20 protein-coding genes are annotated in these 24429 nt (G+C 67.2%); 14 read left to right on the forward strand and 6 right to left on the reverse strand.

Features of this window, described 5'->3' with window-relative positions:
• Positions 1-28 precede the first annotated feature (28 nt).
• From ACOAMO_RS02595 to ppgK, 6 genes are all read left to right on the forward strand, one after another.
• Complete coding sequence (locus tag ACOAMO_RS02595) at positions 29-1336, forward strand: FAD-dependent oxidoreductase (RefSeq protein WP_420176040.1); 1308 nt, start codon at positions 29-31, stop codon at positions 1334-1336.
• Positions 1333-2367: a polysaccharide deacetylase family protein gene (locus ACOAMO_RS02600; protein WP_420176041.1), complete on the forward strand. Its 1035-nt coding sequence runs from the start codon at positions 1333-1335 to the stop codon at positions 2365-2367. The genes ACOAMO_RS02595 and ACOAMO_RS02600 overlap by 4 nt, the downstream gene beginning before the upstream one ends.
• 8 nt (positions 2368-2375) lie before the next feature.
• Positions 2376-3506, forward strand: a complete 1131-nt coding sequence (gene wecB, locus ACOAMO_RS02605) for a non-hydrolyzing UDP-N-acetylglucosamine 2-epimerase (protein WP_420176042.1) — start codon at positions 2376-2378, stop codon at positions 3504-3506.
• Positions 3503-4294 carry a hypothetical protein gene (locus ACOAMO_RS02610; protein WP_420176043.1) on the forward strand — a complete coding sequence of 264 codons (792 nt, stop codon included), beginning with the start codon at positions 3503-3505 and terminating at the stop codon, positions 4292-4294. The genes wecB and ACOAMO_RS02610 overlap by 4 nt, the downstream gene beginning before the upstream one ends.
• A 144-nt stretch (positions 4295-4438) precedes the next feature.
• Positions 4439-5560, forward strand: coding sequence for a glycosyltransferase family 2 protein (locus tag ACOAMO_RS02615; RefSeq protein ID WP_420176044.1), 1122 nt, complete (start codon positions 4439-4441; stop codon positions 5558-5560).
• A 71-nt stretch (positions 5561-5631) separates the two neighbouring features.
• Positions 5632-6387, forward strand: a complete 756-nt coding sequence (ppgK, locus tag ACOAMO_RS02620; protein WP_420176045.1) for a polyphosphate--glucose phosphotransferase — start codon at positions 5632-5634, stop codon at positions 6385-6387.
• Between the two features lie 49 nt (positions 6388-6436).
• On the opposite strand, the gene ACOAMO_RS02625 is transcribed toward ppgK, so the two are convergent.
• Both ACOAMO_RS02625 and argS read right to left on the reverse strand, forming a co-directional pair.
• On the reverse strand, positions 6437-6970 hold the full coding sequence (locus ACOAMO_RS02625) for a hypothetical protein (protein WP_420176046.1): 534 nt from the start codon (positions 6968-6970) through the stop codon (positions 6437-6439).
• 112 nt (positions 6971-7082) lie between these two features.
• Complete coding sequence (argS, locus tag ACOAMO_RS02630) at positions 7083-8720, reverse strand: arginine--tRNA ligase (protein WP_420176047.1); 1638 nt, start codon at positions 8718-8720, stop codon at positions 7083-7085.
• A 174-nt stretch (positions 8721-8894) separates the two neighbouring features.
• Here argS and ACOAMO_RS02635 point away from each other — a divergent pair, with 174 nt between their 5' ends.
• The 7 genes from ACOAMO_RS02635 (at position 8895) to ACOAMO_RS02665 (ending at position 16151) form a co-directional block, all read left to right on the forward strand.
• Positions 8895-9728, forward strand: a complete 834-nt coding sequence (locus ACOAMO_RS02635) for an ABC transporter ATP-binding protein (RefSeq protein WP_420176048.1) — start codon at positions 8895-8897, stop codon at positions 9726-9728.
• Complete coding sequence (locus ACOAMO_RS02640; protein WP_420176049.1) at positions 9725-10384, forward strand: ABC transporter permease; 660 nt, start codon at positions 9725-9727, stop codon at positions 10382-10384. The genes ACOAMO_RS02635 and ACOAMO_RS02640 overlap by 4 nt, the downstream gene beginning before the upstream one ends.
• Entirely contained in the window at positions 10381-11061 is a 681-nt protein-coding gene (locus ACOAMO_RS02645; RefSeq protein ID WP_420176050.1) for an ABC transporter permease, read from the forward strand. The genes ACOAMO_RS02640 and ACOAMO_RS02645 overlap by 4 nt, the downstream gene beginning before the upstream one ends.
• Positions 11058-11963 carry an ABC transporter substrate-binding protein gene (locus tag ACOAMO_RS02650; protein WP_420176051.1) on the forward strand — a complete coding sequence of 302 codons (906 nt, stop codon included), beginning with the start codon at positions 11058-11060 and terminating at the stop codon, positions 11961-11963. The genes ACOAMO_RS02645 and ACOAMO_RS02650 overlap by 4 nt, the downstream gene beginning before the upstream one ends.
• A gap of 56 nt (positions 11964-12019) precedes the next feature.
• Positions 12020-12841 (forward strand): aldo/keto reductase, encoded by an 822-nt coding sequence (locus ACOAMO_RS02655; protein WP_420176052.1) that lies wholly within the window; start codon positions 12020-12022, stop codon positions 12839-12841.
• Positions 12842-12991: 150 nt separating this feature from the next.
• Positions 12992-14332, forward strand: a complete 1341-nt coding sequence (locus ACOAMO_RS02660) for a UDP-glucose dehydrogenase family protein (RefSeq protein ID WP_420176053.1) — start codon at positions 12992-12994, stop codon at positions 14330-14332.
• A gap of 361 nt (positions 14333-14693) precedes the next feature.
• Positions 14694-16151 (forward strand): sugar transferase, encoded by a 1458-nt coding sequence (locus ACOAMO_RS02665; protein ID WP_420176054.1) that lies wholly within the window; start codon positions 14694-14696, stop codon positions 16149-16151.
• A gap of 243 nt (positions 16152-16394) precedes the next feature.
• On the opposite strand, the gene ACOAMO_RS02670 is transcribed toward ACOAMO_RS02665, so the two are convergent.
• The 3 genes from ACOAMO_RS02670 to pgi form a co-directional block, all read right to left on the reverse strand.
• A complete protein-coding gene (locus tag ACOAMO_RS02670; RefSeq protein ID WP_420176055.1) occupies positions 16395-17093 on the reverse strand; it encodes a SanA/YdcF family protein in 699 nt (232 codons plus the stop codon).
• The gene (locus ACOAMO_RS02675; protein ID WP_420176056.1) at positions 17093-19696 is read right to left on the reverse strand and encodes a sucrose phosphorylase; all 2604 of its coding nucleotides are present in this window, start codon (positions 19694-19696) and stop codon (positions 17093-17095) included. Before ACOAMO_RS02675 ends, ACOAMO_RS02670 begins: the two co-directional genes overlap by 1 nt.
• A gap of 249 nt (positions 19697-19945) precedes the next feature.
• Positions 19946-21619, reverse strand: a complete 1674-nt coding sequence (gene pgi / locus ACOAMO_RS02680) for a glucose-6-phosphate isomerase (protein WP_420176057.1) — start codon at positions 21617-21619, stop codon at positions 19946-19948.
• Positions 21620-21754: 135 nt separating this feature from the next.
• Here pgi and ACOAMO_RS02685 point away from each other — a divergent pair, with 135 nt between their 5' ends.
• Entirely contained in the window at positions 21755-22666 is a 912-nt protein-coding gene (locus tag ACOAMO_RS02685; RefSeq protein ID WP_420176058.1) for a hypothetical protein, read from the forward strand.
• Between the two features lie 75 nt (positions 22667-22741).
• On the opposite strand, the gene ACOAMO_RS02690 is transcribed toward ACOAMO_RS02685, so the two are convergent.
• Complete coding sequence (locus tag ACOAMO_RS02690; RefSeq protein ID WP_420176059.1) at positions 22742-24208, reverse strand: MFS transporter; 1467 nt, start codon at positions 24206-24208, stop codon at positions 22742-22744.
• Positions 24209-24429: the final 221 nt, after the last annotated feature.

Below are 24429 nucleotides of genomic sequence, written 5' to 3' on the forward strand. Positions count from 1 at the left end.
TCAGCAGTCGTCGCGTTTGGGGGAACGAATGACCGAGAACTGGATCATTGTCGGTGGAGGGGCCACGGGCAGCCACCTTGCGCTCCAGGGCGCCAAGCAGGGGCACCAGGTGACCCTCATTGACAAGAACCCGGGCTTGGGCGGGCTGACCGCCACCGAGACGTTCACCGTCAACGGCCAGAGCTTCGAGGTGGACCGGTTCTACCACGTCATCCTGGAGTCCGACGAGCTGGTGCTCGGCCTGCTCGACGAGCTGGGCCTGAAGGACACCATCCGCTGGACCAGCGCCCCTGCGGAGATCATCGAGCAGGGCAAGCAGTACCCGGCCAGCAGCCTCGGCCAGATGGCCACCCTGCCCATGCTGAAGCTCAGCGACCGGGCGCGCATCGGCGCCTCGATCGCCGCCTCCCTGGCGCTGCCGATGAAGTTCGCGGACCGGATGACGGCGATCAACTGGCTGGGTCGCACCGCCGGCAAGTCCGCTCTCGACGCCTTCTGGGGCCCGATCCTGCGCGCCAAGCTCGGCACCCAGGCAGACAAGGTCTCGGCCACCTTCATGGTCAGCACCTTCCGTCGCCTCGTGCAGGCCCGCCTCAAGGGCGCCGGCGATCGCTTCGGCATCCTGCCGCAAGGCTATGGCCCGGTCTTCGCCGCCATGCAGGAACGAGTCGAGAAGCTGGGTGGCCAGGTACTCACCGGCGCCAATGCCACGGAGATCGACTCCGCCGACGGCGCCGTGACAGTCACGTTGGAGGACGGCCGCACGCTCACCGCCGATCGGGTCTTCGTCACCGCGCCGGGGCCCGTCGCGTCGCGACTGCTGCCCCAGCTCAGCGCCGTGGAGCATCGTCAGCTCACCGATGCGCCCTACCTGGGTGTGGTGTGCGGCAGCTTCGTGCTGGACCACGCTCCCAACGATTCCTACATCACCTACCTGATCGACGACCTGGGCCTGACCGGCGTCATCGGCATGCACGCCCTGATGGCCGACGATGCCACCGGCGGCGGCAAGCTGGTCTACCTGCCGCACTACTGCGCCAGCGACGACGAATGGTTCGACGAGTCTGACGAGCGGCTGAGAGAACGTCTGCTGGACGGTCTGCAACAGTGCTTCCCGGACCAGACCTTCGATGTACTGGCAAGCAGCATCAACCGCGCACGCCACGTCGTGCCGCTTCCATTGCCAGGGGCGGGGAAACCCCTGGGATACGAAACCTCCGTGCCCGGCGTCCACGTCGTCAGCACGGCACAGAACACCACGGGGACCCTGAACGTCGAGGGTTCCCTCGCCATGGCCAACGAGGCCCTGGCGCAGATCAACGGGGGAACCAAATGAACAAGCCGCTGGCAAGCGTCGGACTCGACGCGGACAACTTCTGGAGTTACAAGCGCACCCACGGTGACGCCGACTGGGTGGAGCGCCCCAGCTACCTGCCCATCCTCACCGAGCGGATGCTCGAGAGCTTCGGCAAGCACCAGATCAAGCCATCGGTCTTCGTCGTCGGCGCCGACGCCGCCGCGGCCGATGGCCCGGACTTCGTCCAGGCGCTCACCGAGTACGGCTGTGAGATCGGCTCCCACTCCTACGAGCACGAGCCGTGGCTGCACCTGTACAGCCCGCAGCAGCTGCGCGACGAGCTGAAGCGCACCGAGGATGCCATCCAGGCCGCTGGCGCCCCGAAGCCCCGGGGCTTCCGCGCGCCCGGCTTCGCGATGAGCCCCGACCTGATGCGCGCCCTGGTGGAGCTGGACTACGACTATGACTGCTCGGTGCTCGCCACCTGGATCGGTCCGCTGGCCCGCCAGTACTACCTGCGCACCAACAAGGACCTCACCAAGTCTGAGCGCGAGGATCGCAAGGCGTTGTTCGGCTCGCTGTGGGATGCCGGGCTGCCCAACAAGCCCTTCACCTGGAAGGCTCCCTGCTGTGAGGTGGACGGCAAGACGCGCCCGGCCGTGCAGCTCACCGAGGTTCCCGTGACCGTCTTCCCGATGGCCCGGGTGCCGATCCACGCCTCCTACGTGATCTACCTCTCGGGTTACTCGATGCCCGTGGCCAAGGCCTACATCAAGGCCGCCCTCGCCTTCTGCAAGGCCACCGGCACCCAGCCGAGCCTGCTGCTGCACCCGCTCGACCTGCTGGACGGCAAGGACGCGCCCGGCCTGGAATTCTTCCCCGGCATGAACATGCCGCTGGGCAAGAAGACCGAGATGCTCGACTTCATCCTGGAGGCCTTCGGCAAGCAGTACCGCCTGGTCAACCTGGCCGAGCACGCCGAGAGCATCAAGGGCATCCCGGTGCAGGAGCGCAGCACCGACGTGCTGTCGCGCGGCCGTGAGGTCCACCCCGCCCAGACCCAGAACTGAGGACAGCAGTGAGCCACATCGACAACAAGGTCCTGGTGGTGCTCGGCACCCGCCCCGAGGCCATAAAGCTGGCCGGCATCATCCGTGCGCTGGGCGAGGACGCGGCGGTGATCCACACCGGTCAGCACTACGACGAGAGCATGTGGGGGCGGGTGCTCAGCGACCTGGCCGGCGTCGCGGTCACCGACCACATCGCCATCGGGGGCCGCTCCCGCGGCGAGCAGGTGGGGCTGGCCCTGCAGGAACTCACCCGCTACCTGGTGCAGCACCCGGCGCGGGCCGTCGTGGTCCAGGGTGACACCAACTCCACCTTGGCCGGCGCACTGGCCGCCAACATGCTGGGCATCCCGGTGGTGCACGTGGAAGCCGGGCTGCGCAGCCACGACCGCACCATGCCCGAGGAGATCAACCGGGTGCTGGTGGACCAGGTGGCACAGCTGTGCTGCGCCCCGGTGCAGGCCAATGTGGAGCAGCTGCGCAGCGAAGGGGTGCAGGACGAGCGGATCTCGCTCACCGGCAACACCCTGGCGGATGCGCTGTCCACGCTCGACGTCGACGACGAGGAACGCGCCGGGATCCTGCGCCGCCACAAGGTGCAGGCAGACCAGTACGTGCTCTCGACGATCCACCGGGCCGGCACCGTCGACGATCGGGACAAGCTGGTCAGTCTGCTGCGCGGGCTCGCCGCCGTCGCCGAACGAACCACCGTGCTGCTCCCACTGCATCCCCACACGCGCAAGAACATCGCCACTTGGGACATCAAGCACGAGCTGGGCAAGATCCAGGTGACCGAGCCCCTGCCTCCGCGCGAGTTCATGGCCCTGGAGCAGAGCGCCGGCCTGCTCATCAGCGACTCGGGTGGCGTGCAGGAGGAGGCATGCCTGTTCCGCCGGCCCCTGCTGGTGGTGCGCAACTCCACCGAGCGCCCCGAGCTGCTCGACGGATGGTGCCGCCTGCTGGGCGACGATGACCCGGTGACGGCGATGGTGCAGGCCTGGGAGGACGCTGAACGCTGGCGTGAAGACCTGGCGCAGCGTGACTTCCCGTACCGCACGGAGCAGGTCAGTGCCCGGATCGTCGAGCAGATCAACAGCCGCTGGCCTTCCGAGCGCACCGCGGACGACGAGCACTCGGCATGATCTTCAGCGCCACGGCGCTGCTACTGGGCGTGCTGGCCTACGGCTTTGCCGGAGCCCAGCTGCACAGTGGATCGCGCGACGAGGGTGGAGCGCTGCGTTCCCGCACCTGGTGGACCGGCACGGTCCTCCAGGCCGCAGGCTTCTTCCTGACGCTGTTCGCCCGCCGCAGCCTGCCCCTGCTGATCGTGCAGAGCACCGCCAGCCTGGGGCTGGGTGTCACGGCCCTGTTGCAGCACGTTCGTGGAGTCAAACGCATGACCAGCCGCGACTGGACAGCCTTGGCGGGATTGCTGGTGGGGCTCGCCCTGCTGGCCAGCGCCACCCTGCCGGGCCCAGCGGTACCGATCAGCATGACCTTGATGGTGCTGCTTGGCATTCTGGCCGTGCTCGGCGTGGTGGGCCTCATCCTCCCCGTCCGTCCCTTGGGCGCCGGTCTGCTCGCCGGGCTGTGCTTCTCCTTCGGGGCCATCGGGGCGCGTCTGCTGATCGGTGACGCGGCCCATCCGCTGTGGTTCTTCTGGCAGTTGCCCTTGGCCAACTGGATCGTGGGTCTCCTCACCGGGCTCGGCATCGTGCTGGGCCAGGTCCACATGACTCGTGGGCTGGCCGCCCACGACGCCACCCCGGTGCTGGGCCCGATGTACCTGGTGGAGACCCTGTTGCCCGGCGCGGTCGGTCTGTGGCTGATGCAGGAGCATCCACGCCCGGGTTCCGCGATCTTCGCCGTGGTAGGACTGGGGGCGGCGCTGCTGGCCACCGCCCATCTGGTGCGTCGTGAGGCAGCATGACTCGCACCGTTGCGACACACCGCCTGTCCACCGGCTGAAGTTTGGCTCTCAGCCGCCGTCCGGAGCCTGCGGAAGGCCACGGACACTGCCTAGGTTTGGTTCGACGGGTCCCGGGGGACCCACAGATTTCTTGGGGGATTCAGCATGACCACCGTGCAAGGCATCGGAGCGCAGCAGACCCGCGCCACCGGTTCGTTCGTACTGCCGTGTTTCCGTGAAGAGGGCACCGTGGGGAGCACCTTGCGGGCGCTCGACGAGCTGGCACGGCAGAAGACGGATTTCGCGTGGGAGATCATCGTCGTCAACGACGGCAGCGATGACGACACCCTGGGCGAGGCCACTCGAGCCGCTGCCACCATCCAGACCCCGGTACGCATCTTGTCCCACCGACGCAATGCGGGGCTGGGCGCCGGCATGCGCACCGGGATCCAGGCGTCCAATGGCGACGTGGTCCTCGCGGTCGACTGCGACCTGAGCTATTCGATCGATGACATCTCGCGGCTGATCGACGCCTGGGCAGAGAGCCATCCGCACGTCGTGATCGCCTCCCCGTACATGGAGGGCGGCGCCTCGGTGCGGGTGCCCAAGCCGCTGGCGGTGCGCAGCCAGGCTGCCAACAAGTTCCTGAACTTCACCAGCTACCACGACATCAAGACCCTCACCGGCATGGTGCGCGCCTACGACGGTCCCTTCATCCGTTCGATGTCGCTGAAGGCCGAGGGGCCCGACATCATGGTGGAGATCATCTACAAGGCGCAGATCCTGCGCGCCCGGATCATCGAGATCCCGGCGACGCTGAACTGGGCCGGTCTTGAGACGCGGGTGAGCCGCTCGGCGCTGACCAGCACCACCAGCCGGATGACCACCTACCGGCAGCTCATCAATGGCTACCTGTGGCGCCCCTTCTGGGTACCGCTGATCCCGGCCCTGGTCTTCGGTCTGGTGGCGCTGGTGCTGACCGCCACCGGGCACCTGGGCTGGCACGGGATGGCCGTCGGGTCGTCGGTGCTCTTCTTCGTGCTGCTGGTGCAGTCGCTGATGAGCCTGCAGAGCAAGCGCTACTTCGAGGAGCTCTACAACCTGGGCTTCAGCCTCAAGGCGGTGGCCCCCACCGAGCCGATCCGGACCCCCTCGGTGGAGTACGTGCTGGACGAGAGGAACCAAGGCGCTGTTCCGAGGAGCCTGGACGAGGTGGACGCCGCCTTCGCGACGAATGCCGCCCCCGTCGAGGTGGTCGAGGAGCCCTCCCCCAACGCAGGGCGTTGAGGCTGCAGCCAGACGGTTCGCGCTGCCCGGCGTGGCTCAAGCGGGGTGCGCCCTGCCCCTAGACTGGAGCAATGAGCACTGTGCTGGGCATCGACATCGGGGGATCGGGCGTCAAGGGCGCCCCCGTGGACCTGACGAAGGGCGATTTCGCCGCCGACCGTCACCGCATCGCGACGCCGTCCAAGTCCACCCCCAAGAATGTGGTTCGAGTGGTGGGCGAGATCATCGACCACTTCTCCGGCTCACTCGACAAGGAATCCCCCATCGGCATCACCGTGCCCGCCCCGGTGCGTCACGGCAAGATCCCGATGATGGCAAACCTGGACGACAGCTGGGAGGGCCTCGCCGCAGAGAAGTTCTTCTCCGACGAGCTCGGCCGCTCGGTCACCCTCGTCAACGATGCGGACGCGGCGGGGCTGGCCGAGGTGCAGTTCGGCGCCGCAAAGGGCACCGAGGGAATCGTGATCCTCACCACCTTGGGCACCGGCATCGGCACCGCCGTGATCAACGACGGAGTGATGCTGCCCAATACGGAACTGGGCCACATCGAGGTGGACGGCCACGACGCCGAGAGCCGCGCCGCGATGAGCGTGAAGGAGAACGAGGACCTCTCCTGGAAGGAGTGGGCCAAGCGTCTGCAGCGCTACTACGAGACGATGCAGATGCTGTTCTGGCCGGACCTGTTCGTCGTCGGCGGTGGTGTGAGCAAGAAGCACGAGAAGTTCCTGCCCCTGCTCGACCTGGAGACCCCCATCGTGCCCGCCCAATTGCAGAACAAGGCCGGCATCATCGGCGCAGCCTGGCTGGCCGCAGAACGCGCCCGCTGACCCACCGAAGCGTGCCCCGCAGCCCGACGGTTGCGGGGCACGGCTGCGCTCAGGGCTCGCATGACCCGAGTGCGATCTCCTTCGCGAAGCCACCCAGTTGGTAGGCCACGTGGTAGCGCAGGAACCGCTGGGGGATTTCGAGATGACGTCCCACCACGGGCACCGGGTGCCCCAGGCAGCGTTCGAAGATGAACCGGGTACGCGCCGCATGGAAGTCAATGGTCAGCACGGCCATGCTCTGCCAACCGTGCTCCTCGGCCAACCGCTTCAGCCCGACTGCCTCACCCCGGGTGGTCGATGGTTCCGGGGGAAAACAGTAGGTGGGCCACTCGTGGGGCGGTTCGCAGTGCACGGCGTCCTGGGGCAGCGTGGGCGTCGACAGCACCAGGTTTCGCGCCTTGCCCTGCTGCATCCACTGTTCGGCCAGCTCCAAGCGCCACGGCTCCAGCGGCCCCAGCACCAGCAGCGCATCCACCGGTTCGTCGGGCACTGCGTCGTAGTGGGGCCGGTAGACCACCCGCCAGGCGAAGAGCATCAACAGCGCCAGCAGGAGCACGACCACCCCGGTGAGGGTAGCCAGCACCCACCGCAGGCTTGATCGGCGGCCCCCCGGCCCCTTGGACTGACTGCGACGAATCACGGCGCAAGGTTAGCCGCCACAGATGTGCTGACGGTGAGAGCCGCCAGCACCCGCCTCACATGCGCTCGGGCGCGTCGATGCCCAGCAGCCCCAGTCCCTTGTCCAGCACGGTACGGGTGGCCTGGCACAGGGCCAGGCGCGAAGCACGCACCTCCCCCTCGCTCTTGAGCACCGGGCACTGCTCGTAGAAGCTCGAGTACGCACCGGCCAACTCGTAGAGGTAAGTGCACAGCTTGTGCGGCTGCAGGCTCTCGCCCACTTCTGCCACCACCTCGCCGAAGCGGCTCAACAGCAGCGCCAACTGCTGCTCGGCCGGCTCGTCCAGCACGGAGATCGCCTCGGGCACCACGATCTGTTCCGCTTCCGCCCTGCGCATGATCTGGCAGATGCGAGCGTGCGCATACTGCAGGTAGGGCCCGGTGTCACCGGTGGTGGCGGTCATCCGCTCCGCATCGAAGGTGTAGTCCTTCTGCAGGCCGGAGCTGAGGTCGGCGTACTTGATGGCCGCCAGCGCAATGTTCGGCGCGGCCTGCGCCTCCGCCTCGTCCAGCAGATCGTCCAGGTGGACCGCGGTGCCCTCACGGGTGGAGAACTTCTTGCCATCGGTCCCCAGCACCATGCCGTAGCCGACGTGCTCGGCACGCACCTCCTCGGGCAGGTAGCCGGCCTTGCGGCAGACCCCGAAGATCAGCTTGAAGTGGTGCGTCTGCTCCGAGCCCACCACGTAGATGAGTCGGTTGGCATGCAGCTCGCCCACGCGGTAGCGCAGGGCCGCGACGTCGGTGACGTCGTAGCCGTAACCCCCCTGGGAATTGCGGATGATCGCGGGGGCCTCGTACCCGTCGACGAAGACGGCCAGCGCGCCAGCGTCCACCTTGGCGATCCCCCGGGCCTCCAGGTCATCGCAGACCTTCGGCAGCATCGCGTTGTACATGCTCTCGCCGGCATAGTCCTTGGGCTGCAGCAAGACGTTCATCCGCCGGTAGGTGGCGTCGAAGCCCCGCTTGCTGATGTCCACCAGCGTCTGCCAGATCTTGAGGGTCTGCTCGTCGCCGGCCTGCAGCTTCACCACGCGCTCCCGGGCGCGATCGGCGAAGGCCTCGTCGGCCTTGAGATGGGCATTGGCGCGCTTGTAGAGCTCCTCGGCTCCGGCCAGGTCGAGCTCGGCGGGGTCGAGACCCTCGTCCAGGGTCTGCTCCACCAGCATGCCGAACTGTCGGCCCCAGTCACCGATGTGGTTCTGGGGGATGACCGTGTGGCCCTGGGCGGTCAGCACCCGGTTGAAGCAGTCACCGATGATGGTGCTGCGCAAGTGGCCCACGTGCATCTGCTTGGCGGCATTGGGGGCCGAGTAGTCGATCACGACGGTCTGCGGCTGGTCTGCCTGCACGATGCCGACGTTCGGGTCGGCCATCAGCTCGGAGGCGGTGCTGGCCAGCACCTCGGACTTGATGCGGAAGTTGATGAATCCAGGGCCAGCGATCTCCAGCGGCTCGCACAGGTCGTCCAGTTCCAGCTTCTCGACGATGCCGGCCGCCACCTCGCGCGGCGGCTTGCCCTCGGTCTTGGCCAGACGCATGGCGACATTCGACTGGAAGTGGCCGAACTGCGGCTTGGTGGCGGGACGCATCTCCGGATCGATGCCGGTGACGGACATCACCCGTTCGGTGAGCTGGGAGGGCAGTGAAGACATGGATTCATTCTTCCACGCGGCGTGCAGGCTTCGCACCGCGCCAGCTGGCCCTCCAAAGGTGACAACACACCCCTTGTGGGGGAATTTCCACGCGCCAGAACGGGTTGGATGGACTACAGCAGCCAACCGATGCTGCCGACGCACCCTCGCGTCGGCAGCAGGCAAGGAAGCGGCATGGGTATCGAATTCGACGGCGTCACCAAGCGCTACCCCGACGGCACCACGGCGGTCGAAGACTTCAGCCTGGTGATCCCCACCGGACGCACCACGGTGCTGGTGGGGTCGTCAGGCTCGGGAAAGACGACGCTGCTGCGCATGGTGAACCGGATGGTCACCCCCACCGAGGGTCGCGTGCTCATCGACGACGAGGACATCTCCGGCACCGACCCGGTCAAGTTGCGCCGTCGCATCGGCTACGTGATGCAGAACTCCGGCCTGCTGCCCCACCGTCGGGTGGTGGACAACATCGCCACCGTGCCCCGCCTCAACGGGACGCCACGACGCAAGGCGCACCACGACGCCCTGGAGCTGATGGACCTGGTGGGACTCGACCGGGCGATGGCACGCCGTTGGCCCTCGCAGCTGTCCGGCGGGCAGCAGCAGCGCGTCGGGGTGGCCCGTGCCCTGGCCAGCGATCCCAACATCCTGTTGATGGACGAGCCCTTCGGCGCCGTCGATCCCCTGGTGCGATCCGACCTGCAGCAGTGGATGCGACGCATCCAGGACGACCTGCACAAGACCGTGCTGTTCGTCACCCACGACATCTCCGAGGCCATCGCGCTGGGTGACCAGATCGTGTTGCTGAAGAAGGGCGGCCAGATCGCCCAGGCCGGAACCCCCGCCGAGCTGGTGGCCAACCCGGCCGATGACTTCGTGGCCTCCTTCCTGGGGCTCGATCGCGGCGAGCTCGACCTGCACCTGGTGGAGGGGCCGCACGGCACGCTGGTGGTGGACCAACTGGGGCGACCCGCCGGCCGCCTCACCTCCCAGGCCGGGCCCGGCGCATGACCTGGCTCTCCGAGAACCTCCCGCTGGTGGCGCAGCTGACTTGGAGCCACCTGCTGATGACCCTGCCCGCCGTCCTGCTCAGCCTGCTGCTGGCGCTGCCCGTGGCCTGGCTGGCCCACCGTTGGCGGCCGGGTCGGGCACTGCTGGTGGCGCTGAGCGGGCTGGTCTACGCCATCCCGTCCTTGCCCTTGTTCGTGGTGCTGCCCATGGTGATCGGCACCACGGTGCGTGACCGCTGGAATGTGGTGGCTGCCCTCACCCTGTACGGCTTTGCCCTGATGGTGCGCTCCGCCACCGACGGCCTGGACGCGGTGGGCGAGGGCCCCCGGCTGTCGGCCACCGCGATGGGCTACGGCGCGCTGCGTCGCTTCTTCACCGTCGAACTGCCACTGGCCGGCCCGGCACTGCTTGCCGGTCTGCGGGTGGTGGCCGTGAGTACGGTCAGCCTGGTGACAGTCAGCGCCCTGCTGGGCGTCTCCAGCCTGGGACAGCTCTTCACGGAAGGTTTCCAGCGCGGGATCCATGCCCAGGTGGTCACCGGCATCGTGGCGACCGCGGTGCTGGCCTGGCTGCTCGACGTGGCGCTTCAGGCGGCGGGCTGGCTGCTCCTGCCCTGGGCCCGAACGGCCTCCGCGCAGGGCGGGAGCGCCGTATGAACTTCGTCCGCGAAGCCCTGGCCTGGATCGTCGATCCCGCCAACCTGCGGGGCCCCGAGAGCTGGCCGGTGCACCTGGCAGAACACCTCGGCTACTCCCTGCTGGCGGTGCTGCTGGCCAGCCTGGTGGCGATCCCGATCGGCTACCTGGTGGGTCACACCGGACGCGGCCGCAACCTGGCCGTCGGCCTGTCGGGTGGCGCCCGCGCCCTGCCCAGCCTGGGCCTGGTCACCCTCTTCGGGCTCTGGCTCGGGGTGGGACTGGCCGCACCCCTGATCGCGCTGGTACTGCTGGCGATCCCCTCGGTGCTGGCCGGCGCCTATTCCGGCATCGAATCGGTCAACGCAACCACGGTGGATGCGGCCCGCGCCCAGGGAATGACCGAATGGCAGGTGCTGGGCCAGGTGGAGGCACCGCTCGGCCTGCCACTCCTGTTGGGCGGCCTTCGCTCGGCCACCCTGCAGGTGGTCTCCACCGCAACCCTGGCCGCCTATGTGGGGGCCGGTGGGCTTGGCCGTGACCTCTTCCTGGGGCTCAAGACCCAGGACTACCCCCAGATGCTTGCGGCCTCGCTGCTGGTGCTGGCGCTGGCCATCGCCCTCGAGCTGGCCTTCGAACTTGCCGAGCGGCTGCTCCAGTGGCGCTCCTCGAGCCTCAACCCCCGGGAGATCCAATGACCAGGAAGATCCTCGCCCTGCTGATGGGCCTCGTGCTGGTGAGCGGTTGTGCCAGCAGCGATCCGCTGGGCACCAGCAAGGGTGGTGACGCCGGCCCGGCCTCCCGCACCCTGGTGGTGGGATCCCAGCAGTACTACTCCAACGAGATCATCGCCGAGCTGTACGCCCAGGCCCTGGAGTCGCGCGGGTGGACGATCGAGCGCAGCTACCAGATCGGCCAGCGAGAGATCTACCTGCCCGAATTGCAGTCGGGCCGCATCGACCTGATGCCCGAATACGCCGGTGCGCTGCTGCAGTACTACAGCAAGGATTCCACCGCTCGCACCACCGAGCAGATCATGACCGGCCTGCGCAGCGACCTGCCCGACGGCCTGATGGCCCTGGAGCCGGCCGAGGCCACCGACCAGGACTCCTTCACCGTCACCGCAGAGATGGCCCGCACCCATGGGCTCAAGCAGATTTCCGACCTGGCCAAGCTGGGCACCGTCAAGATCGCGGCCAATTCCGAGATCAGCAAGCGCCCCTACGGTCCGGCGGGGCTCAAGCGGGTCTACGGCGTCGATGCGACGGTCCTTCCGGTGGAGGATTCGGGTGGCCCGCTCACCATCAAGGCGCTCACCGACGGCAAGGTGCAGGTGGCCGACGTGTATTCGGCCAGCCCCGCCATCAAGGCCGAGCAGCTGGTGACACTGGCCGATCCGAAGGCCCTGGTGCTGCCCCAGAACGTCGTGCCGATCGCCAGCAGCCGGGTGGGTGCCGATGCCGCCTCGGTGGTGACGCTGGTCAACCAGCACCTCACGACCGCCGAGTTGATCGAACTCAATAGGCTGAGCGTGGAAAAGGAACAGAGCTCCGCGGTCATCGCGAAGCAGTGGCTCGCAGCGCGCAAGATCGTCGAGTGAGCCCTGGACCGAATGAGGGTGCGGCCCGCGTCGCGCCTTGAACAGAAGGAGAAGCCATGAGTGTCCCCCAGATCACCTTCCATGACGGCAAGCAGATCCCCCAGCTGGGATTCGGCGTCTGGCAGGTGGAGAACGACCAGGCCACCCCCGCCGTCGAGAAGGCCCTCGAGGTGGGTTACCGCCACATTGACACCGCGGCCATCTACGGCAACGAGGAGGGCGTCGGCAAGGCCATCGCCAATTCCGGCATCGCCCGCGAGGATCTGTTCATCACCACCAAGCTGTGGAATGACGCCCACAAGGCCGCCGACGCCCGCAAGGCGATCGAGACGAGCCTGGAGAAGCTGGGGCTCGACCACGTCGACCTGTACCTGATCCACTGGCCCGCCACCGTCAAGTACGGCGACGCCTACATCGAGGCGTGGAATGCGATGCAGGAATTCCAGGCCGAGGGCCTGGCCACCAGCATCGGCGTCAGCAATTTCCACGAGCAGCACCTCTCGGCGCTGGAGGGCGCCAAGCCGGTGATCGACCAGGTGGAACTGCACCCCACCTTCCAGCAGAGCGAGCTGCGCAGCGTGCTGGCCGAGCGTGGCATCGCCACCGAGGCCTGGAGCCCGCTGGGCCAGAGCAAGGACCTGCAGCACGAGGTCATCGCTCGCATCGCCGACGAGCACGGCGTCTCCCCGGCCCAGGCCATCATCCGCTGGCACCTGCAGCTGGGCAATGTGGTGATCCCCAAGTCGGTCACCCCCGAGCGGATCGCCAGCAACTTCGACGTCTTCGGCTTCGAGCTCACCGGTGAACAGATGGATGCCATCAACGCGCTCGACGAGGGCAACCGTCTGGGCGGCAATCCCGACACCGCCGACTTCTGATTCCACAGCCTGCAAAGGCCTTGATGCGGGGGTGGACACCGGCGTGGTGTCCACCCCCGCATCACTGTCAGCTGACGGCCGGATGAACATGCCCGAACATCGGCCAGAAATTTCATATTCGCTTCACCCGCGCGCATTAGTGTGACCTCCATGCGTATCTCCACGATTGGTTGCGGTTACCTGGGCGCCGTGCACGCCGCGTGCATGGCCGAGCTGGGTCACGAGGTCATCGGCGTCGACGTCGACGCGGCGAAGGTCGAGAAGCTGTCTCGGGGTGAAAGTCCCTTCCACGAGCCGGGCTTCCCCGAGGTCCTGGCTCGTGCGGTCGAGTCGGGCCGTCTGCACTTCACCACCGATGCCTCGCAGATCGCCGATTGTGAGATCCACTTCATCGGCGTCGGCACCCCGCAGATGCAGGGCCGTTACGCCGCCGACATGACCTACGTCGACGCCGCGGTCGACTCCGTTCTCACCCACGCCAACACCAGCCCCGACCAGCCCGTCCTGATCGCCGGCAAGTCCACCGTGCCCGTCGGCACCGCCGCGGGAATCGCCGAGCGCGCCGCCGCCTCGGGCAAGAACATCCTGGTTGCCTGGAATCCCGAGTTCCTGCGCGAGGGCTTCGCCGTGCAGGACACCCTGCACCCCGACCGCATCGTCTACGGCCTGCCGGAGGACCGCGAAGAGGGCGAGGTCATCCGCGAGATGCTCGACCGCTGCTATGCCCAGCTGCTGGAGGAGCAGATCCCGCGGCTGCTCACCAACTACCCCACCGCAGAGCTGGTCAAGGTGGCTGCCAACTCCTTCCTGGCCACGAAGATCAGCTTCATCAACGCGATGGCGGAGCTGTGCGATGCGACCGGCGGTGACGTCACCAAGCTGGCCGAGGCCATCGGCCACGACGACCGGATCGGCAAGAAGTTCCTGCGCGCAGGCATCGGCTTCGGCGGCGGCTGCCTCCCCAAGGACATCCGTGCCTTCATGGCCCGCGCCGGCGAGCTGGGCGTCGATCAGACCCTCACCTTCCTGCGTGAGGTGGACGCCATCAACCTGCGCCGCCGCGAGACCGCCGTCGAGATGGCCGCCGACCTGTTCGGAGGCCGTCTGGTGGGCCGCAAGATCGCCGTGCTGGGCGCCGCCTTCAAGCCCAATTCCGACGACCTGCGCGACTCCCCCGCCCTCGACATCGCCACCCGGCTGTGGGCGCGGGGCGCCGATGTGGTCATCACCGACCCTGCCGCGGGTGACAACCTGCGCAAGGCCCGGCCCGACCTGCACGTCGTCGACACCGTCGAGCAGGCCGTGAAGAACTCCGACCTGCTGATGGTGCTCACGGAGTGGAAGGACTTCACCGAGCTGGACCCGGCAGAGCTGCGCCCCCGGGTGCGCGAGGCCCACGTCATCGACGGCCGCAATGTGCTGGATCCCCAGGCCTGGTCTGACGCGGGCTGGGACTACCGCGGCATGGGCCGGGGCGTGTCCACCTGGTGACGAACTGGAGAACTCCAGACCAATCCCTGTGGGAATGCTGAACGGCACGCACTTCACAGCGTGCCGTTCAGCGCCCTCTCAGGAGCTCCGGAAGCCCTGCTGAGTAGGGCTATCCCCTTGCAGGGAAGGGATTGCGACGGGCGGTGGAAAACTCCACCACAATGCGTCGGAGCCCCGGTCTGGTTAGACTCGCCATGTTGTCTCGGGGGAGCACGCGGAGGGGTTCTGCGTGCATCCCAACAAGACCCGGCCAGGGGCATCCTGACCAGGTCATTCGAATTTGAACTCGGGGGAGTCAAGTGAGAAGTGCAGGCACCACGTGCACCTCTTGCGACGGCCACCCGACTCCAGGGGTGGAGCAATGCTTTTGAAGAACAACGTCAGCCCCAGCAGGCTGCGGATTCCACGGCGGATGACACACCGCTCGCGGATCGTCGCACCATGGCTGCTGGTGGCCACCGACATCGTCACCGTCCTCTTCGCGACGCTGATCGCGCTCGCCTTCCGAAACTTCGTGCCGGGCTTCCAGGGAGCCTCCGAGGTGAACTACAGCGTCTCGGTGCTGTGGCCACTGGCGGTGATCATCTGGATCGCCAGCCTGTGGGGAGCCGGGGCCTACTCGGACAAGAACCTGGGCGCCGGCACCGATGAGTACTCCCGCGTCCTGCACTCCAGCCTGATGGCCGCCGCCTTCATCGGCATCTGCTGCTACCTGACGCGTTTCGACCTCTCGCGCGGCTTCTACGTCCTGCTGTTCGCCTTCGGCACCCCGCTGCTGGTGCTGACCCGCTGGATCTGCCGTCGCATCATCCACATCCTGCGCCGCCGCAACTGGCTCACCCGACGCGTGGTGCTCGCCGGCAATCCGCAGAACATCCAGGAGATCATGTCGGTCGTCCAGCGCGAGAACTGGCTGGGTTACTACCTGGTCGGCGCCCTGCTGCCCCAAGGCGCGAACCGCGAAGACCTGGACATGCCGGTGCTGGGCACCGTGGACGACGCCCTGGAGATCGTCGACCAGCGCGACATCGACATCGTGATCTTCGCTGACGGGGCCTTCCCCTCCTCCCGCGGTTTCCGCCGCATGGCGTGGGCGCTGGAATCGCACCAGTGCCAGATGGTCGTGGCCCCGGCGCTGACCGACATCGCCAGCCAGCGCATCCAGGTGCGCCCCGTGGCCGGCATGCCGCTGGTGCTCGTCGAACCCCCGACCACGCAGCAGGCTGGGCGCTGGATGAAGCGCACCTTCGACCTGGTCATGGCCTCCCTGATCCTCGTCATGATCAGCCCGATCATGATCGCCACCGCACTGGCCATCTACTTCAACGACCGCGGCCCGGTCATCTTCAAGCAGGTGCGCGTCGGCAAGAATGGCGAACACTTCGAGTGCCTGAAGTTCCGCTCCATGGTGACCAATGCCGAGGAGATCCTGAAGTCGCTGCAGAACCAGGGCCCCAATGCCGTCATGTTCAAGATGGAGAACGACCCGCGCATCACCAAGGTGGGCCACTTCATCCGTCGCTACTCCATCGACGAGCTGCCGCAGCTGTGGAATGTGGTGCGCGGTGACATGTCGCTCATCGGTCCGCGCCCCGCGCTGCCCAAGGAGGTCGCGCTCTACGCCCCGCACGTCAACCGTCGTCTGGAGGTGCGCCCCGGCATGACCGGCCTGTGGCAGGTCTCCGGCCGCTCCAACCTGAGCTGGGACGACACCGTGCGCCTGGACCTGTACTACGTCGACAACTGGTCGATGACCCAGGACCTCACCATCTTGGCGATGACGGTCAAGGCCGTCTTCGCCTCCGACGGCGCCTACTGACGCCGCCCGGCCCTCCGAGGGCCCTTGATCCCGGCAGGGATCCCCTACAACCAGCTCCACCCAACTGGACGTGCCGCCAGCCCACCCGGGCTGGCGGCACGGTTGTCTTCGGGAGGGTCGCACCCGTCACTTCGACGTGCACGGTCATCAGCGCACGTCGAACCGACACATGCAGGCGCTGCAACACGTGCGCCCGTCGCCGCGACGTGCGCGGATGACTGCGCACGTCGAAACGACAGCTTGCTAGCGCTGGGCCAGGGCGTCGTGCACGCCCGGCTCGGGGTCGCCGAGCGTCGGGGTGCGACGGCTGCCGACGTCCCAGAGCATCTTGATGTTGGCGGGCAGCTCGCGCACCGCGAACCGGGTCCAGCCCAGCCGCCACAACAGCGGTACCCCTTGCATGCGTCCAATGCGCTGCACGCTCCAGTCGCCCACTCCCACCGCGTCGACGCCCACCAAACGGCAGGTGGTCACTGCGCGGGGCACGTGGTAGCCCTGACTGACCACCACCAGCTCGTCGACGCCGAAGATCTGCTTGGCGCGCACGCACGAGTCATAGGTGTCGAAGCCGGCGTAGTCCACCACCACATCGCGCTCCGGGATGCCGGCCTCGGCCAGGTAGCGCTTCATGGCGGTGGGTTCGTCGTAGTGCTCGATGCCGTTGTCGCCGCTGACCAGCAGCACCTCCACCTGGCCGCGTCGGTAGAGCTCCGCGGCGGTGTCCAGCCGTCCCCGCAGGTAACGCGACGGGCGACCGTCGGGATGCACCTGCGCGCCCAGCACCAGGGCCACCCGAGGATGGTGCTCCTGCTCGACGAACTCCTGCACATTGTGCACTCGCCCCCACGAGGCCACCCGGGTCAGCGCCCACGGCGCCCCGACGGTGAGCAGCAGCACACCGGCTCCGGCGGCTGCCAGGCGCTGCCAGCGGGGGCGCGCCATCAGATGGCCTGCCCGTCGGCGGTGATGCTGAACTGCTTCGTGGCCAGGTCTGCCACCAACTCGGCGACGTGCCCGTCCTTGCGCCAGGTGATCCGCAGCTCGTGCGCCGCCGTCTCTGCGACGCTGCACTCGGCATCCCAGCCGAAGGCGCCGAAGCCGTTGCGGAAGCGCAGCAGCTCGATCTGGCGCTGCACCAGCGGCTGGTGCAGCCCCTCACGCACCTGCTCAACGGTCAGGTTGGTGCGGTTGATCTCCTTGTGACCGCCCGCTCCGGCGCGCTCGACCGCGGCATGGTCGTTGGTGCCGCCGAACAGGTCCAGGTACCAGACCTGCGGCTTGCCGGGCATGAAGAGCTGGATCGCGCGGGCCAGCAGCATCGCCTCGTCGCTCTCCCCCAGCGCCGAGTAGTAGGTGGCGTTGACCTGGTAGTACATCTTCTTCTCGCCGTGCAGGTCCTTCACGTAACCGCCGCGACCCTTGACGGTCTCGATCAGCGCCTCGATCTGCTCGTCGGACAGCAGCCCCTTGAGGTCGAGCAGCGGGATGCCGTCATGGCAGCCGAGCATGTTCACGGTGCGCAGCTGCTTGGACAGGATGTCCGCGATCCAGGCCTTGAGGTGGCCGGCGTCCTGGCTCTCGAAGGCGTCGATCACCAGACCGGGCAGGAAGAAGTCGTAGGTGAGGTAGCCCTTGGAGCTGATCAGCTCGTGGATCTTCTCCTCGTAGCGGGAGTGGATCTCCGGCAGCAGCTTGAGCCCGCGCTCGGTGGCCAGCTGGTTCACCTGGTCCAGCAGCTCCCAGGTGCCCGGGTCGTTGAGGAAGTTCTTCTCCCCCGGCTCCTTGGGGGCGTAGGCGAAGGCGTCCAGCCGGACGATCTCGGCGCCATAGCCGGCCAGCTTGTCGAGCACGTCGGCGTAGAAGTCCCAGACCTTGGGGCTCTTGATGTTGAGATCCATCTGGCCCAGGTAACGTCGCCCGGCCTCCAGGTGCTCGACGACGGCCCGCCACTGTTCCAGGCTGACGGTGCCGCCCAGGTCGAAGGCCATGTCGGAGGGGGTGAGCCCCTCGTCGAGGGCCGACGAGATCGTCTCGGCCAGCCGAACGGCGGTCTGGTACTGCACGCCGGCCACCTGCATCAGTGACTGTGCGTCGGGGGCGGTGTAGCGCACCTCCTGGTAGAAGGTGTTCCAGTAGGGCTTCTCGCTGCCGTCGGGCATCCGGACCATCAGGATGGGCAGGCCGGGCTTGCGGAAGAACATGTCCTTGATCAGCTCGGGATCGGGCTGGACGTAGCCCTCGGGTGTCATCTCGCCATGCCCCTCCCAGAACTGGTTCCAGTCGATGAAGAAGTCGGCGTACTCGCTGCGCGCACCCTTGGCCAGCAAGTCCTGGAACTGGGGCGAGAGCACCGAGGCGTGGTTGAGGATGAAGTCGAACTTCAACTTGATCCCAGCCGCCCGCAGCGCCTCCAAGTCACCCGGACGTGCGTACACCTGGCTGAGTTCGTAGTCGATCACCGAGAAACCGCGGTCCAGATCGGTGTTGAAGATGCTGGGCAAGACGTAGGCGCTGGTGAAGGCGCCGTCGAGCTCCGGGCGGGTGAGTGCGTCGACGACGTCGCCCATGGTGCCGCCGAGGCTGTCGGGGTAGAGGTTCACCATGGCGCCGGACTCCGGCAGGTGTGCCCCCATGCTCTCGAGGTATTCGGCGTGGCTGATGACCTGCCCGGCCTTGTTGACGATGATCTTGGCCCGGTGCGCCTGCTCGTGCAGGTGGGCCTGCTCGATGCCCAGCACCATGGTGGTGAAGGGGCTGTCGGTGGCGCCGTCGCGAGCCCGGGAGCGCCGGTGCGCGAGGGTCTCCTCCGGGGTCGAGTTCAGCAGGATCGGGATGTCGACACCACGCAGGTTCCCGGAATTGCCGTGGGTCCACTCGATGACCAGGACCTGCACGTCGCGGACGTCGACGTCGTCGTACCAGAGCTGGTCGAGCTCGCGGCCCATCCGCTTGAGATGGAGGCTCTCCGCACCGTCGTGGAAGGCCTGCAGGATGGCGCTGACCTCGTCGAAGTCGATCTCCTGGCTGCTGCCCAGGTACTGCTCGAGCGCAGCGGCGCCGCCCTTCTGGTAGGCGGCCAGCCATGGGTGCTGCGCGCACTCGGCCGGGTCTGCGTCGCGATCGGTGGCCTGCAGTTCGGCCAGCGCCTGCTTGGCCTGCTCGTCGTAGCCTCCGGAGGCCACCAACGCCTTAAGACCCTCGCTGCGGAAGGTGCGCAGGCGCTCGGCGTCATTGTCGCGGGGAATGCGACGGGGATAGTTGTCGCCACTCATCACGTAGGCGCCCAGCCCGTTGTGGCGCAGGAAGGCGGCCAGCACCGAGGCGGTCTCCGACTTTCCGACACCCGATCCGCCGTGCACGCTGATCACGGTGCGGTGGTGTGGTGATGCCGCCAGGCTCGTCTGCAGCATGGGCCACAGGCTGGCCATGATGACCTCGGCCTTGGCGAGGTGGCCCTCGTCGATCTGCACCTTGTCACCGGGCATGTCCCCGGTGGGGATGCTGGCGGGATCGGTGAGGGCGGGCAGGCTGTAGGCGTCGCTCATGGTCTTCCCCTGGTGCTTCGACGCACCAACCTGGTGCGCTGCTCCAGCCTAGCCAGCCCCTCTGGCGCGGGAATCCGACCCCTCGACCACACAGCTGCACCAGACAGCTCAACCAGACAGGACGCCCCGCCCTCCGCGTCGAACTGCGGGCCAGTTCGGTGGGAGGACGGGGCGTGCGTGGTCCCTTCGACAGGCTCAGGGATCGGGTGACACCTCAGGGGCCGGGTGCCGCCTCGGGGACGGCAGGGATCACTTCTGGCGCTCGGCCAAGTAGTAGTCGATCAGTGCCTGCGTCGAGGAGTCCTGGGCCTTCTTGGCCTGTTCGTCGCCCTGCACCGCGGGAGCGATCTTCAGCGCCAGCTGCTTGCCCAGCTCCACGCCCCACTGGTCGAAGGAGTCGATGCCCCAGACGATGCCCTGCACAAAGGTGATGTGCTCGTACAGCGCGATCAGCTGTCCGACCACGGCCGGGGTCAGGGCCGGAGCCATGATCGAGGTCGTGGGCTTGTTGCCGGCAAAGACGCGGGCCGGGATGATGTGCTCGGCCGTGCCCTCGGCCCGGACCTCGTCGGCGGTCTTGCCGAAGGCCAGCGCCGCGGTCTGGGCGAAGAAGTTGCTCAGGAAGAGCTCGTGCACGTCCACGTCGCCGTCCTTCGTCGGGTGCGCCGGGTTGGCGACGGCGATGAAGTCGGCCGGGATCAGCTTCGTGCCCTGGTGGATCAGCTGGTAGAAGGCGTGCTGGCCATTGGTGCCGGGCTCCCCCCAGAAGATCTCGCCGGTGCCGGTGGTGACCGGGGTGCCGTCCCAGCGGACGCTCTTGCCATTGGACTCCATGGTGAGCTGCTGCAGGTAGGCGGCAAAGCGGTGCAGATACTGCGCGTAGGGCAGCACGGCATGGCTCTCGGCCTTGAAGAAGTTGGTGTACCAGACGTTCAGCAGGCCCATCAGCAGCGGGACGTTCTGCTCCGCCGGCATCTCACGGAAGTGGATGTCCATGGCGTGCATGCCGGCCAGGAAGTCCTGCCAGTTCTCCTTGCCGATGGCCACGATCACCGCGGTGCCCACGGCCGAGCTCACCGAGTAACGGCCGCCCACCCAGTTCCAGAAGCCGAAGGCATTGGCCGGGTCGATGCCGAAGGCCTCCACCTTGTCCAGGGCGGTGGAGACGGCGACGAAGTGCTTGGCGATGGCGTCCTTGGACTGCTCCTCGGAACCGTCGATCGCACCGGACTCCTTCAGCTTGGTCAGCAGCCAGTCGCGCGCCATGCGGGCATTGGTGAGGGTCTCCAAGGTGGTGAAGGTCTTGGAGGCGACGATGAACAGCGTCTGCTCGGGGTCCAGGTCGGCGACCTTCTCGGCGCAGTCGTTGGGGTCGATGTTGGAGATGAAGCGGGCGTCCGGGCCGGTCTTGTAGGGCTTGAGGGCCTCGTAGACCATGACGGGACCCAGGTCGGAGCCGCCGATGCCGATGTTGACCACGGTGGTGATCGGCTTGCCGGTGACGCCCTTCCACTCGCCGCTGCGGATCTTCTCGGCCCATGCGTAGATCCGGTCCAGCACCTCGTGCACGTCGGCGACGACGTCCTGGCCGTCGACGGTCAGCTCGTCGCCCGTGGGCAGGCGCAGCGCGGTGTGCAGCACGGCACGGTCCTCGGTGACGTTGATGTGCTCACCGGTGAACATGGCCTCGCGCATCTGCGGCAGGTTGACCTCCTCTGCCAGCTTCAGCAGGGCGGCCTTGACGTCGTCGTCGAGGAAGTTCTTGGACAGGTCGACGTGCAGGTCTGCCGCGTCGAAGGTGAATCGCTTGGCACGGTCGGGATCAGACGCGAAGGCGCCCTTGAGGTCGGGGGTGAACCCCTCATGGAGCTTGGTCAGTTCGGCCCAGGCGGCCGTGGACGTGGGATCAACCGGAGTCTGCATGCCTCCAGCCTAGTTGGGTGGGGGCGCCCACGGGTGGCGTGGGCGTACGGTTCCCTGGCCTGACCCCGAGGATCGGCCACGCCGGGTTCGCCGGCGCGATACCTCCCGGCTCTTGAAGCAAGGCAGTATGGGGCCATGACCCACCCGGCCTTCCCACCTTCCGGATCGGCGACGAGCTTCTCGGAGGAACTGGCCCAGGCCCTGCGCCGCAGTGGCATGACCCTGGAGCAGGTGCAGGACGAGCTCCGCAAGGCCGGCACCCCGGTGGCGGCGGCCAGCCTGAGCTACTGGCAGACCGGGCGCAGCGTGCCGCGCCGGGAGAACTCGCTGCGCGCCGTCGCCCAACTCGAACGGCTCTTCGGGATGCCCACCGGCCACCTGGCCGAGCTGCTGCCCCAGACCGCCGAGCGTTCCGTCCGCCCGTGGGAGATCAACCCCAAGAGCGAGCTGCTGTTGGAATGCATGGAGGAACTGGGACTGTCCTTGGTGCGCTGGCGCGGCGTGGTCAACCACGACCACGTGCTCATCGGGGCCGACGGCCAGGAGCTGAGCATCACGGCAACCCAGTTGGTGCACAGTCAGATCGACGACGTGCGTTGCTTCCCGGCCATCTATTTCCAGGACTCCTCCGCCCCGGCCAGGCCGGCGATCTCCGCGGTGACCAACTGTGTGGTCGCCGACCAGATCCAGGTGCCCGAGCACCAGCTCGTGGTGGCCCGAATGGAACTGCACCGCACGCTCAGCCGGGGTGAACCGTCGCTGCACAGCTACCGCATCGACTGCGACACGAGCACGCAGCGCAGCTTCCGGTGGGAACGATCCCTGGCCAACCGCCATGACCACCACGTCTCGACGATCGAATTCCAGGGCGATCCGCCGCGTGAAGCGTCCTACTACTACCGCGGCAAGGGCGCCCACGGAAACCTTCCGGAGCCCGCCCCGGAGCACCAGGGCGACGGCACTGCCCTGCCGATCTGCGCCGGCATCATCCAGAGCGTCGTGCCCAGTGCCCGCGCCGGAGCCCACGGCGTCGCCTGGCGGTGGTGACCACCCGCACGCCCTGACGACGAGCGGCCCCCGCACCCTGGAACTGGGTGCGGGGGCCGGAACTCCTACAGCGGATCAGGCGAGGCTTTCGGCCTCCTGCTTCTCACGCTTGGCCTGCAGGAAGGCGACGTTCTGCTCGACGACCTTCTTGCTCAGCGGGTAGACGAACTGCAGCGCCAGTGCGACTGCCACCAGCATCAGGCCGGGGATCAGGGTGGAGAACATCCAAATGCCGTTCAGCGTCTCCTGCGACTGCACGATGGTCTCGCCGGCCTTGCCGGACTGGTAGCCCACGGCAGACAGCAGCACGCCGGTGAGCAGGCCGGCCGCGGCCTGGCCCATCTTGCGGGCCCAGGAGTAGACGGCGTAGATGGTGCCGTCATTGCGCTCGCCGGTACGAACCTCCTCGGCGTCGATGACGTCGGTGATGAAGGCCCAGACCAGGAAGTTGAAGATGGAGATGCAGAACTGCGCGATGGCGTAGAGCACGACCCACGTCTTGGGGGCTCCCTGCAGGTTCAGGAAGTAGGTGCCGATCATCACCAGGCCACCGATCAGCATGGAGGCCACGCCGGTCTCCCGCTTGCCGAACTTGGTGCCGAGCCAGGGAGCCAGCAGGATCAGGCTGAAGGCGGGCAGCAGGGCGGCGAACTGGGCCACCGACTGCAGGCTGCGGTCATTGAAGTAGTCGAGCATCAGGTAGCCGAGCATGCCGCTGACCAGGAAGTTGCTGATGAGCAACAGCAGGGCGGCCAGCACGATGCCCATCAGGGCGCGGCTCTTGACCAGCGAGCCGAAGAGCTGGCCGAAGCTCATGCTCTCGCCGGAGACCTTCGCCGGCACCTCGACACGTTCGGTGACCAGCAGATAGCACAGGGCATACCAGACCACGGCGATGACGGAGCACACGATGGCGGCCATCGTCATCCGCGAACCACTCAGCGTGGCCTGGCCGTCGGCCTCCACGTAGACGATGTAGGGCAGGCCCACGGAGAGGGCCAGGATGGCCAGCTGGGCTCCGGTGGAACGCCAGACCGACAGCTCGGCACGGTGCTTGGGGAAGGGCGAGATGACCGAAGCCATCGAACCGTAGGGGATGTTGATCATGGTGTAGGTGATCGAGCCCCAGATCACATAGGTCACGCACATCCAGGCCAGACGGGCTCCATAGGAGTCCCAACCGGCAATGAAGCTCTGGTACATCAGCGCCGAGGCGAGTGCCACCGGGATGGCGCCTCGCGCGATCCACGGACGGAACTTGCCGGCCCGAGTGGGCTTGGCGGTGTCCACCAGGCGTCCCATGCCGACGTCGGTGAAGGCATCGATCAGGCGTGCCGCCCCGAACAGCAGACCAACGTGGGCCGGGTTGATGCCGACCACCTTGGTGTAGAAGAGCATGAAGAACAGCATCTGCAGGATGAAGGTGAAGTCGTTGCCGAAGTCACCGAACATGTAGCCGACGCGGTCACGCATCCCGAAGGGTCGCTTGCCCTTCAGGACTCCCGGATCTCCTTGCGGGGAACTGACTGCACTTGTTGACATGGTGCACACCTCACTGTGGGCCGTATCTCAGATTCGCTGCCACCGGCTGGCGGACCGGGCTGGCGTTGTCAAGAACCAGAGCACCATGAATCGCAGGTGAACTCCCGGTGTTGCAGTTCGTTGCCTCGCCATTGCGAGGCCGTCGTGCTGTCCCGTGACTCGACGCGCCCGTGACTTCGACGTGCGCGGTCGTCGCCGCACGTCGAAACGACAGGCGCACG

Source organism: Luteococcus struthionis (genome assembly GCF_048595755.1).
Taxonomy (GTDB): Bacteria; Actinomycetota; Actinomycetes; order Propionibacteriales; family Propionibacteriaceae; genus Luteococcus.

Bases quoted from the DNA above. Each gene is read 5' to 3' on its own strand.
- ACOAMO_RS02595 (WP_420176040.1), top strand. From the start codon at position 29: ATGACCGAGAACTGGATCATTGTCGGTGGAGGGGCCACGGGCAGCCAC.
- ACOAMO_RS02600 (WP_420176041.1), top strand. From the start codon at position 1,333: ATGAACAAGCCGCTGGCAAGCGTCGGACTCGACGCGGACAACTTCTGG.
- ACOAMO_RS02610 (WP_420176043.1), top strand. From the start codon at position 3,503: ATGATCTTCAGCGCCACGGCGCTGCTACTGGGCGTGCTGGCCTACGGC.
- ACOAMO_RS02615 (WP_420176044.1), top strand. From the start codon at position 4,439: ATGACCACCGTGCAAGGCATCGGAGCGCAGCAGACCCGCGCCACCGGT.
- ppgK (WP_420176045.1), top strand. From the start codon at position 5,632: ATGAGCACTGTGCTGGGCATCGACATCGGGGGATCGGGCGTCAAGGGC.
- argS (WP_420176047.1), bottom strand. From the start codon at position 8,720: ATGTCTTCACTGCCCTCCCAGCTCACCGAACGGGTGATGTCCGTCACC.
- ACOAMO_RS02635 (WP_420176048.1), top strand. From the start codon at position 8,895: ATGGGTATCGAATTCGACGGCGTCACCAAGCGCTACCCCGACGGCACC.
- ACOAMO_RS02640 (WP_420176049.1), top strand. From the start codon at position 9,725: ATGACCTGGCTCTCCGAGAACCTCCCGCTGGTGGCGCAGCTGACTTGG.
- ACOAMO_RS02645 (WP_420176050.1), top strand. From the start codon at position 10,381: ATGAACTTCGTCCGCGAAGCCCTGGCCTGGATCGTCGATCCCGCCAAC.
- ACOAMO_RS02650 (WP_420176051.1), top strand. From the start codon at position 11,058: ATGACCAGGAAGATCCTCGCCCTGCTGATGGGCCTCGTGCTGGTGAGC.
- ACOAMO_RS02655 (WP_420176052.1), top strand. From the start codon at position 12,020: ATGAGTGTCCCCCAGATCACCTTCCATGACGGCAAGCAGATCCCCCAG.
- ACOAMO_RS02660 (WP_420176053.1), top strand. From the start codon at position 12,992: ATGCGTATCTCCACGATTGGTTGCGGTTACCTGGGCGCCGTGCACGCC.
- ACOAMO_RS02665 (WP_420176054.1), top strand. From the start codon at position 14,694: ATGCTTTTGAAGAACAACGTCAGCCCCAGCAGGCTGCGGATTCCACGG.
- ACOAMO_RS02670 (WP_420176055.1), bottom strand. From the start codon at position 17,093: ATGGCGCGCCCCCGCTGGCAGCGCCTGGCAGCCGCCGGAGCCGGTGTG.
- ACOAMO_RS02675 (WP_420176056.1), bottom strand. From the start codon at position 19,696: ATGAGCGACGCCTACAGCCTGCCCGCCCTCACCGATCCCGCCAGCATC.
- pgi (WP_420176057.1), bottom strand. From the start codon at position 21,619: ATGCAGACTCCGGTTGATCCCACGTCCACGGCCGCCTGGGCCGAACTG.
- ACOAMO_RS02685 (WP_420176058.1), top strand. From the start codon at position 21,755: ATGACCCACCCGGCCTTCCCACCTTCCGGATCGGCGACGAGCTTCTCG.
- ACOAMO_RS02690 (WP_420176059.1), bottom strand. From the start codon at position 24,208: ATGTCAACAAGTGCAGTCAGTTCCCCGCAAGGAGATCCGGGAGTCCTG.